The sequence below is a fragment of the Rothia sp. HMSC069C10 genome, assembly GCF_001812205.1.
Lineage (GTDB): Bacteria > Actinomycetota > Actinomycetes > Actinomycetales > Micrococcaceae > Rothia > Rothia mucilaginosa.
In genome coordinates, this window is record NZ_KV808301.1 from 28246 (window position 1) to 37396 (window position 9151).

The 9151-nt window shown below is 55.8% G+C and carries 8 protein-coding genes and 1 tRNA gene; 3 read left to right on the plus strand and 6 right to left on the minus strand.

Annotated elements, in window-relative coordinates:
• The 3 genes from HMPREF2842_RS05160 to HMPREF2842_RS05170 all read left to right on the plus strand — a co-directional run.
• Positions 1 to 388, plus strand: a 388-nt coding sequence (locus tag HMPREF2842_RS05160) for an LPXTG cell wall anchor domain-containing protein (RefSeq protein WP_141752184.1), incomplete at its 5' end; no start/stop codon positions are given.
• 578 nt (positions 389 to 966) lie between these two features.
• Positions 967 to 3159: an LPXTG cell wall anchor domain-containing protein gene (locus HMPREF2842_RS05165; RefSeq protein WP_070643138.1), complete on the plus strand. Its 2193-nt coding sequence runs from the start codon at positions 967 to 969 to the stop codon at positions 3157 to 3159.
• Positions 3160 to 3457: 298 nt separating this feature from the next.
• Positions 3458 to 3530, plus strand: a tRNA-Glu gene (locus HMPREF2842_RS05170).
• Positions 3531 to 3873: 343 nt separating this feature from the next.
• Here the strand turns inward: HMPREF2842_RS05170 and HMPREF2842_RS05175 are convergent.
• From HMPREF2842_RS05175 to HMPREF2842_RS05200, 6 genes are all read right to left on the minus strand, one after another.
• On the minus strand, positions 3874 to 4728 hold the full coding sequence (locus HMPREF2842_RS05175) for a DUF6318 family protein (protein ID WP_070634383.1): 855 nt from the start codon (positions 4726 to 4728) through the stop codon (positions 3874 to 3876).
• 173 nt (positions 4729 to 4901) lie between these two features.
• Positions 4902 to 5606, minus strand: coding sequence for a DUF6318 family protein (locus tag HMPREF2842_RS05180; protein WP_049345427.1), 705 nt, complete (start codon positions 5604 to 5606; stop codon positions 4902 to 4904).
• Positions 5607 to 5813: 207 nt separating this feature from the next.
• Positions 5814 to 6524 carry a DUF6318 family protein gene (locus tag HMPREF2842_RS05185; RefSeq protein WP_049345426.1) on the minus strand — a complete coding sequence of 237 codons (711 nt, stop codon included), beginning with the start codon at positions 6522 to 6524 and terminating at the stop codon, positions 5814 to 5816.
• 242 nt (positions 6525 to 6766) lie between these two features.
• A complete protein-coding gene (locus HMPREF2842_RS05190; protein WP_049345423.1) occupies positions 6767 to 7528 on the minus strand; it encodes a DUF6318 family protein in 762 nt (253 codons plus the stop codon).
• A 106-nt stretch (positions 7529 to 7634) separates the two neighbouring features.
• Positions 7635 to 8414 carry a DUF6318 family protein gene (locus HMPREF2842_RS05195; RefSeq protein ID WP_070634382.1) on the minus strand — a complete coding sequence of 260 codons (780 nt, stop codon included), beginning with the start codon at positions 8412 to 8414 and terminating at the stop codon, positions 7635 to 7637.
• Positions 8415 to 8454: 40 nt separating this feature from the next.
• The coding region (locus HMPREF2842_RS05200; protein WP_070643140.1) for a DUF6318 family protein at positions 8455 to 9151 on the minus strand (697 nt) is incomplete at its 5' end.

Consider the following 9151-nt stretch of genomic DNA (forward strand, 5'->3'; position numbering starts at 1 on the left):
GGCTGACCCGAAGCCGGCTGACCCGAAGCCTGCTGACCCGAAGGTAGAGGACAAGAAGGCTGAAGATAAGAAGTCTGAGGACGTTAAGTCTGAGGATAAGAAGTCTGACGCTAAGACCGGTGCACAGGACTCCAAGTCTGCTCCGGATGCTGTGAAGGCTGATAAGTCCGGTTCGGCTGTGAAGAACGGTGGTTCCTCCGCAGGTGGTTCCGATAATTTGGGCGGTGGCTCCTCGGTAGCTAAGAGCGACGCAGGTTCCTCGCAGGCTGGTTCTTCGCGTGGCGCTCTGGCGAACACCGGTGCGAACGCTGTGATGCCGCTGGTTGCTTTTGCTTCTGTGGCTCTGATTGCGGGTGCTGCTCTGGTGGTGCGCCGCCGCAAGGCATAAAGCGTAACGTTTAGCTCTCGGGCTTAAACGCTCGATATAACGCGTGAAAGGCGGGTATTTTCTCTTTCGGATTCTTCGAATCTGGGGGAGGGGTACCCGCCTTTTGTGTGCCCGCTTGGGCTAATGCTGGATAGGTGGTTTTAGGAAATATTTATATATGTGCACTTGCCTGTAAAAATATAGGTTTTGAATGTCGAGAAAATGTTTAACCCGTGGTGAATCTCGCTGGCGCGCCTCACCTAAACATTTACATTAATGTGTAAATATAAAAGCATCACAATACCCCTCGCGACCTGGGTTTTTGCCCGCAAGAGCAAGGAAAAACCGGGGAAGCGCCTCAACCTTCACGTGATACTGAAGGCGAATTAGGGGATTACTCACAAAAACACAAAACACGCCCACGTCGCTGCTTGTATTTTCCTGGGAAAACATTGAGGATTAGAAGGTAGGTAAATTTATGCGTTACCTGCATTTCTGCTTTTCGTGCCGTCGAATATGTCACCGCATATTCACGGGTGTCTCGTTAGCATTCGCATGCGGCATGTGAGCACTTCCGTTACACATTTGAAGGACACACATTGAACCTCACTCCCTCCTCGGGCAAGGCATTGAAGGGGCTCGCCGTCGGCTCCCTTGCGCTCGCAATCTCTGGCGCAGCTATGATCCCTGCCTCCTTCGCAGCACCGAACACCGCAAACCAGACCGCGACTCCCAGCGCATCGGCTCCTTCCACCGCATCGCTGAGCCGCGTTGTTGATACCTCCGCGTCCGTCGCGCAGATTACCCAGGGTCTGCCCGGCCAGTACCAGGTTGCCTACTCCAAGGCGACCAACAAGATTTGGATGGTCGGCGTGGGTGCACGCGGCGACCTCGCCTCCACCATTGCTCGTGTCAACGCAGACACTCTTCAGATTGAAGAAGTAGCAGCGCTTCCTTTCGAGCTGGATAAGAACGGCGAATTCGGCTACATTTCCGCGTACGGCATCACTGTTGATGACGTGTCCGGCACCGTGTGGGTTACTAACACCACCGACAACTCCCTGTCCGTGTTCGACCAGAACACCATGGAACAGATTTGGACTAACCACGGTATCGCCGAGAGCGACCCGAACTGGATTGAACACCCCCGCTCCGTGCTGGTGGACCACAACTCCGGCAAGGTGTTCGTGACCGGCCGCTACTATGTGTCCGCTATCGACATGAAGACCTTTGAGGTTACTAAGCTGCAGCTGGAGGGTGCCCCCAACGGCGGTACCCGCTACGTCGGCATGAATATGACCATTGACGGCGACAAGTTGTACGTGCCCGAGCGCACCGGCGGCAAGGTCTTCGTCATCAACACCAAGACCTTCAAGACCGAGCAGGTTATTCAGACTCGCGGCGAGAACTCCTCCGTTGAGGTTCGCCCCTCTGACGTCACCATTGACCACTCCGAGAACGAAATTTACGTCTCCTCCCAGGGCGTGGATGGCGTTAACTCCGGTATCTCTGTCTACGACCTGACCACCGGCGCGTTCAAGAAGTTCGTCAAGTTCGGCAACCAGGCGCTGTCTATGGAGAACGACGAGGATCGCGACCTGGTGTACGTGACCGACTTCGGCACCGGCAAGATCGCCATCTTTGACGCCAAGACCGACCGCGTGATCGGCGAGGTTGAGATGAACGGCGGTAAGGCTAACGACCTGACCATCACCGCGGACGGCTCCGTCATCGCAGTGGACAAGCAGGACATCGCTAACACCACCGCGGCGGTACCCTATGTGCTGAACTCGAAGACCGGTGACGGCTCTATGACCGACACCTACACCTCTAAGGCGACCGTGGACCGTAATGGCAAGGCTGTTCCTTCCTCGCAGCAGAAGCTGGTCCCGAACTCCATCGTGAAGTTCTACGCCGAGGTTTCCGAGGGTGAGTTCACCTCCACCGCGACCATTAACCCCGCTAAGGTTCCCTTCCAGGGCTACCCGAAGCAGGCTACCGCAGTGTTGATTGACCCCACCCTGAACTTCGCTGAGGGCACCGTCGACATTACCCGCCCCTACACCTTCCACGTGTCTGGCTACGACTTTGAGAAGCCCCCGGCCGAAGGTGTTCGCCTGTTCCTCGTCAAGGAAGGCGAATGGTCGATGGGTTTCGACAAGCTGACCGATAGCGAGCTGGCAAGCATCCAGAAGGTGTCCACCATTGTTCCGGCGAGCGCGTTTGTTTACAACGCACGCACCGGCAAGTACTCCTTCGATGCAACTCTGCGTGTTCCCGCGAACACCATGCAGTACAGCCAGGGCTACATGCTCGGTACCGTTACCGCTGGTTCTGACGTGGCTACCAACCGCAATTACGATTCGGCTGTTTCGCTGATCGTCAACGATGCGAAGGACGCTGGCAACGCAGATAACCGCGATGAGGCTGACGAGCCGGCATTCCCGACCAACGCCTCGGCATCGCCTTCCGCATCTGCTGCAGTAGCAGAGAAGCCTTCGGCTGATCAGCCCAAGGGTGAGCAGTCGAAGGCTGAGGAAGCTAACGACCAGCTGGGAACCACCGCGAAGACCGCGCCGCTGAAGAACTCTTCTTCGGTGAAGTCTGACTCCCAGCCTAAGGGCTCTAACTCCGATGCTCAGGTGAGCGCTTCGGCTACCAAGTCTGCGCCTCAGAGCAAGGGTTCGCTGGCTAAGACCGGTGCTCAGAACGTTCTGAGCCTGGCTGCTGTCGGTGCGTTCGCGCTGATTGCCGGTGCCGCTGTGATGGTGCTTCGCCGCCGTAAGGCATAGTTTCTTGCTCTAGTTTGAGCGGATGCGCCCCGTACACTGTGCGGGGTGCATTTTTGTGCCTTGATGTCGTTGTATCTGAATGAGGCGGGCACGGGTGCGGAGGCGGGCACGGCGGAGGTGCTGGGTGACTGCCGGGGGAGTGCCTGGCATAGCTGGAAAAGAACCTATGCTGAGCGCCTTGCACTCAGTGTAAAATATGTGACTCATTTCACCACATTTCGATTTGGTTGTTTTCGGGAACCTCTGTATAGTTATATGTGTTGCCAGGGAGACCTGGTAAAAGAGATGTAGATCTCACGGCCCCATCGTATAGCGGCCTAGTACTCCGCCCTCTCACGGCGGCAACACCGGTTCAAATCCGGTTGGGGTCACACTAGGAAAGAAGCTCTCCAGTCGAAAGACTGGGGAGCTTCTTTGTTTATATCTGTATCTGTCGGATGATCTTTTAGATTCTATGGTGCCGCCGTGAGCCTCTCACGGCGCCGCTCCTTACGTCGCGGCACTCCGGGGCATGATGGATTTCCTCGCGCGCTCGGCATCATGCCCCTCCGTCACCGGGTCACATCCGGTTGGGGTCACACTAGGAAAAAAGCCTTGATTCTTCGGAATCAAGGCTTTTTGTTTATACCTGTCTTTTTCAAGAAAGATTAAAAGCGAAAAGCCACATGTGTTTAAAACACATGTGGCTTCTCAGTGGTATAGGGGACCCGGAATCTACTGCGCCGACGCCTCAGCAGAAGCAGTAGTAGCCTCCGCCGAACCCTCCGCAGACGCAGTACCCTCAGCCGAAGCGCTCGGGCTCAGCGACGGAACCGGCGAAGCAGAAGCAGTACCCGGAGCGCGACGCACCATACGCCAAGTGCCGTCCTGGTAGTGCGCCACAATCTGACCAGCCACCGGCTTACCCGGGTACTTGAATACCTCGGTCAGCGGCTGCACACGATCATTAGTCTTGCTGTACACGCCAGCACCCTCAGCACCATCAATCACCATCTCGGTTGCCCAAGTGTAGTAGCCGGTGCGAGTATCCTTGGTCGGGCGGTCAGCAGTCAACGACAGAACCATCGGACGCTCCGAACCGATCACCCAGCCGCTCTCCGAAGCGTACATGCTCTGGAAGAACTCAGCCACAGTCGAGTAATCACCCGTGTGGTCAATGTTCGTGAAGCGTACACCGTCACCGGTCAGCAGCAGGTAGTTCAGGGTAGCCTGCCAGTACGCAATGAACGCGTGCAGACCCTCAACACTGTTCTCACGCAGCTTCGCCGGCTCCAAGGGAATCGCAACGTTTACAGCCTTGTGCTCCTTGGTACCGGGCTCAAAAGTGCCGGTGGAGGAGTAGTCGGCAAGAACGACCTCACCCTTCATGCTGGGGCCGGGCTCAACGGTGGTGGTTGCCTCCGCGGTGGGGGAGACGGATGCGGTAGCGCTTGCGGTTGAAGACTCGGTAGCGGACGCGCTCGCGGTCGCCGAAGATTCGGAGGACTTCGAGGAACATGCGGCAAGAAGTGCAGCGGTGCCCAGACCCAGTGCGGTCAGGGCGGTGCGGCGGGTGTACATGGTAGACATGGGGCTCTTTCTGAGGTGAATAAAGTATGTGCCGGTATTGAACTAATTCCAGAATATCGCAGGGGAGCGGTCAGCCCAATGTTGTGTACGCCTCCAATGCCGTAAAAGCGGCGGTAGATGACGAAAAACACGGGACCCAGAGATTCTCGCACGACTACGATATGGCCGGGGTTCTAAACGGAGGCACCGGAGCTGCTCGCGCTTGAAGTGGGTGAGATCGGAGCTAGTTTGACTCGTTCATTCCAGACCGTCCATGCACCATCCTGATATTTCAAGGCAAAGAAGAAATCATAATCGCCAGTATTGCCATCCAATGAGGTCATGGGTAGTTCCCGGCCATCTGTATAGTGAATCGTTGTTTTCTTGTGGTAGCGGCTGGTGGCCCTCCAACGATACTGGTGCTCGTTAACCTGCTCTGGAGCGTCCTCGGTCAGGTTCGCTGAGACTGGTGCATCTGCGCCGTACATCCAGCCAGTGTTGCTCTTATAAAGCTTGGAGAAGGCTTCTGCCTTGTAGATATCGTTTCGGTTTATATCCACAGCCATGAAGGGTTCAATATCACCGGAGAGTATCAGGTAATTGAAAGATGCTACCCAGAAGCCTATGGCGGCGTACATGCCCTCTGTCGTCTTGGCCCTCATCTTTGCAGGAGGAATAGGCTTGGGTGGATTCTCCGCCTTCTTTGAGCTGGTCGCGGGAACGTAGGTGCCGCGTGATTCGTAGCTGTTAAACTTCAGCTCGCCCTTGTAGGAGCGCTGTTCCTTGGGCGTGCTCGGGTCGCTGAGCGGGCGAATATCGCTGGCGCAGGCGGTCAAGGAGGCGAGCGCGGCGGTGGCGGCGATGCCAAAGGCGGCGCGTCGGGTCACGAAGGTGGACATAAGGTACCCTTCAATAGATTATCGGTGTATCTATTTCAGGGTACCTTAGTGTATTTGGTTATGTTTATGATTTCTTCGTTGTCAAACCTTGGAAAATGCTACAAAAGCTACGTTAGCTAACGAAAAGTGTCGTTTACTAGGGGAAAGTGTCACCATCTTCTTATGCTGCCGCTTTCCTGTGCCGCCGTTTTCCCGCGCCGCCGCATCCTAAACGTTGAGGCCAGAACCGCTTCCGCCCGAGGATCCGGGGGAAGTCGTCGAGGAACTCTTCGTCTCAACGGTGACCATCCACGCATCGTCTCTGTATTTCAACACAAAAGTGACCTCATCGTTGCTGGAGTCACCGCTCGTCTCAGCCAGACGAATATCCCTGTCCTCGGGCACGTAATGGAGAACAGCATCCTTATGACTACGGGCAATACCCTTCCAGCGGTACTGCTCATCGTTACCCTTCTGCGGGGTCTCCTCGGTCAGATCAGCCACGAGCGGCGTCTCGGTGCCGTACATCCACCCCTCATTCTTCTTGTACAACTCTACGTATGCTTCCATCTTCCGCACGTAGATGACATCCATGTCCACGGCCTTGAGCGGCGTGTCGTCGCCTGTAACCGTCAGATAATTCAGGGACGCGACCCAGTAGCCTATAGCTGCGTACATGCCCGAGGTCGTCTTCGATTTCATGTTCACGGGAGGGGTGGGCATAGGCGGGTTCTCCGCCTTCTTCGTGCTGCTTGCGGGGTGGTACGTTCCGGTCGACTTGTAGCTATTGAACTTCAGCTCGCCCTTGTAGGGGCGCATCGGGTCAACTACGCTCGGGTCCTCCAGCGGGCGGATATCGCTGGCGCAGGCAGTCAAGGAGGCGAGCGCGGCAGCGGCAACAACGCCCAGGGCGGTGCGTCGGGTAACGAAGGTAGGCATGGGAACCCCTCAATAGTTTGTTCGTGTGCTTTTAAGCGTACCCGAGCAGGTTTGTTGGCACACTCAAAGCCGGCACCTGCTCATCTGGGGGAATAGTTCAACACGACCGTACGCAGGCCATGCAAAAAAAGGGGAAGCCCCCACACGCAATCTCAACTACATGCGGGAGCTTCCCCTGTATCTCTTCCTCTAAATCTAAAAGTGACCGCCCGTAAGAGGCGTTGGTTTTCTAGTCCTTAGACTTACTCTTTTTTGGAAGAACCCACATCGGAGGATTCTTCCTCGCTGACCATGAACCAGGAGCCGTCCTTGTAGTCCATCGCAAAGTTAGTCGCTTCGCTCTTGGAAGATCCCTCCTCAGCTAGGGGAATGGGGTCCTGGCCCTCAACGCGGACCTTCGCCTTGGGGTCCTGGATGAAGCGTCCGATCCAATCGTAACGGTTGGGGCCACCAGCGACCTTCTTCGGGGCATCAGTCAGAAGCTGAACGGTAACCGGTGCATCCGTGTCGTACACCCAGCCCTTGCCGGTGGAGTACACAAGAACAACGTTGTTGTGATCGTTCGCAAACTCGCCGGCAGGGTCAGCCTTCTTGAGCGGCTCGTAATCACCGGTCATGAACATGTAGTTGAAGCTTGCCACCCAGTAGCTGAGGAACTGGTACATGCCCTCAATGGTCGCCTCGTTCATCTTCTCCGGAACAATAGGCTTCGGCACGTTCTGCGCCTTCTTCTCAGCCGTGGCAGGAACGTACTCGCCGTTCTTCTCGTACTTGTCGAGCTTCACCGTGCCCTTGTACGACTTCTTAGCAGGCTCAGTCGCTGAAGCAGATGCCGAGGCGGATGCGCTCGCAGACTCAGAAGTGCTGGCACTCGCCGAAGCCTCACCGGAGGCGGAGCTATCAGCCAGCGGACGAATATCGCTAGCGCACGCAGTCAGCGCCGCAGCCGTGCCAGCACCGGTAGCTGCAGCTAGTGCGGCACGTCGAGAAAGAAAAGTTGCCATGAAAAATCCTTAAATGATAAGTAGGGTAGGGGATGAAGCTCTGGAGCTTATCAACCCTATAAGTGAGGTAAATCCTCACCTCTAAGGTGAACTCTGCAAAGATGCTCTAGGCGGTCTTAGAGTTAGCATCATCGGATGCTTTGGTGCTCGGGCTCGCAGTGCCCTGTCCGCGTATCTTAGTGGGGTAAGTGAACCATTTACCGTCCTGATACGACAATTTCAGGTCGGAAAGCTCAGGCTCCATGGAAGTGTTCTGGTACATAGGCCTGTTTCCCTTACCCTCAACATGCATCATCGCCTTAGAGTCCTTGGACAGCGTGATACGCCAGTAGTAGAGGGAGCCGCTATCCGATACCTTCTCAGGTTGCGGGGTCATAATCTCAGCCTGAAGCGCATGCTCCGAACCGTAAAACCACCCCTCATTGGACTCATAAAAAGTCACGTAATCATGGAAAGACTTCACATCCCTGCCGGAGGGGTCAGCCTGCTTCAACGGCTCATCGTCACCGGTGAGCACCAGATAGTTGACGCTGGCAAGCCAAAAACTAAAGGCAGAGTATGCGCCATCAATGGTTTTCTCATGCATATTCGCCGGAGGGAGGGGCTTGGGCACATTCTGCGCCTTGTGCGTCTCATCCGCGGGGATGTACTCGCCCTTCTTCTCGTAGTTGTCGAACTTTACCGGCCCCAGATAAGACTTCTCAGAAGAGCCACCCGCAGAAGCGGATGCGCTAGCAGATTCGCTAGGACCTGCAGAAGTGGACGCCTCACCGGAGGCGGAACTATCAGCCAGCGGGCGGATATCGCTGGTGCAGGCGCTCAGCATCGTAATAGCGCCCGCACCGGCAGCTAGTAGGGCTGCACGTCGAGAAAGGAAAGTCGTCATCAGAAATCCTTAAGTAGTGCGTATCAGAAGATGAGGGAAACTAACTATCGTTGTTCAAAAGCATGCGCCACATGCCTTCTTTGTACTCCATGATGAACTTCGTCGTGCGGGGAATCGTCTTTTCCTCCTCAACGATAGTCGCATCAGGCTCACCCTCAATGTGGTACTTAGCGGCAGGATCATATGCGACGGTCACAAGCCACTCATAGCGGTCCGGCTTATTAGCCACCGGCTGAAGCTCATTCTCCGCAATCTCAATCTTGTACGGCTGATCCGAACCGTAAATCCAACCCAGACCCGACTCGTAGAGCCTAATCATGGTCTTAGAGTTCTTCAAAAAAGCCTTCGCCGGATCCGCCTTCATGAGCGGCTCAACGTCGCCGGTCAGAATCAGATAATTCTGGGACGCAAGCCAATAACCCATCAGAGCGTAGGCGCCCTCGGGGCTGTTTTCCTTCATCTTCTCTGGGATTAGAGGCTTTGGCACGTTCTGCGCTGGCGCATCCGCATTCGCAGAAATGTAGGTGCCGTTCCGTTCATAGTTATTGAACTTAATCGGGCCAACATACGAGCCGGGAGTGTGACCATCCGTCGGCGAAGGCGACGCCGAGGCGCTCGCAGAAGAGGAAGCCGCGCCAGAAGCAGTAGCAGAAGCCGAGGCAGAGGAACCGCCGGAACCCTGAGATATTGAACCCTGCGACAGCGGGCGAATATCGCTAGCGCACGCAGTCAGCGCC

Bases quoted from the DNA above. Each gene is read 5' to 3' on its own strand.
- HMPREF2842_RS05175 (WP_070634383.1), bottom strand. From the start codon at position 4,728: ATGTCTACCATGTACACCCGCCGCACCGCCCTGACCGCACTGGGTCTG.
- HMPREF2842_RS05180 (WP_049345427.1), bottom strand. From the start codon at position 5,606: ATGTCCACCTTCGTGACCCGACGCGCCGCCTTTGGCATCGCCGCCACC.
- HMPREF2842_RS05185 (WP_049345426.1), bottom strand. From the start codon at position 6,524: ATGCCTACCTTCGTTACCCGACGCACCGCCCTGGGCGTTGTTGCCGCT.
- HMPREF2842_RS05190 (WP_049345423.1), bottom strand. From the start codon at position 7,528: ATGGCAACTTTTCTTTCTCGACGTGCCGCACTAGCTGCAGCTACCGGT.
- HMPREF2842_RS05195 (WP_070634382.1), bottom strand. From the start codon at position 8,414: ATGACGACTTTCCTTTCTCGACGTGCAGCCCTACTAGCTGCCGGTGCG.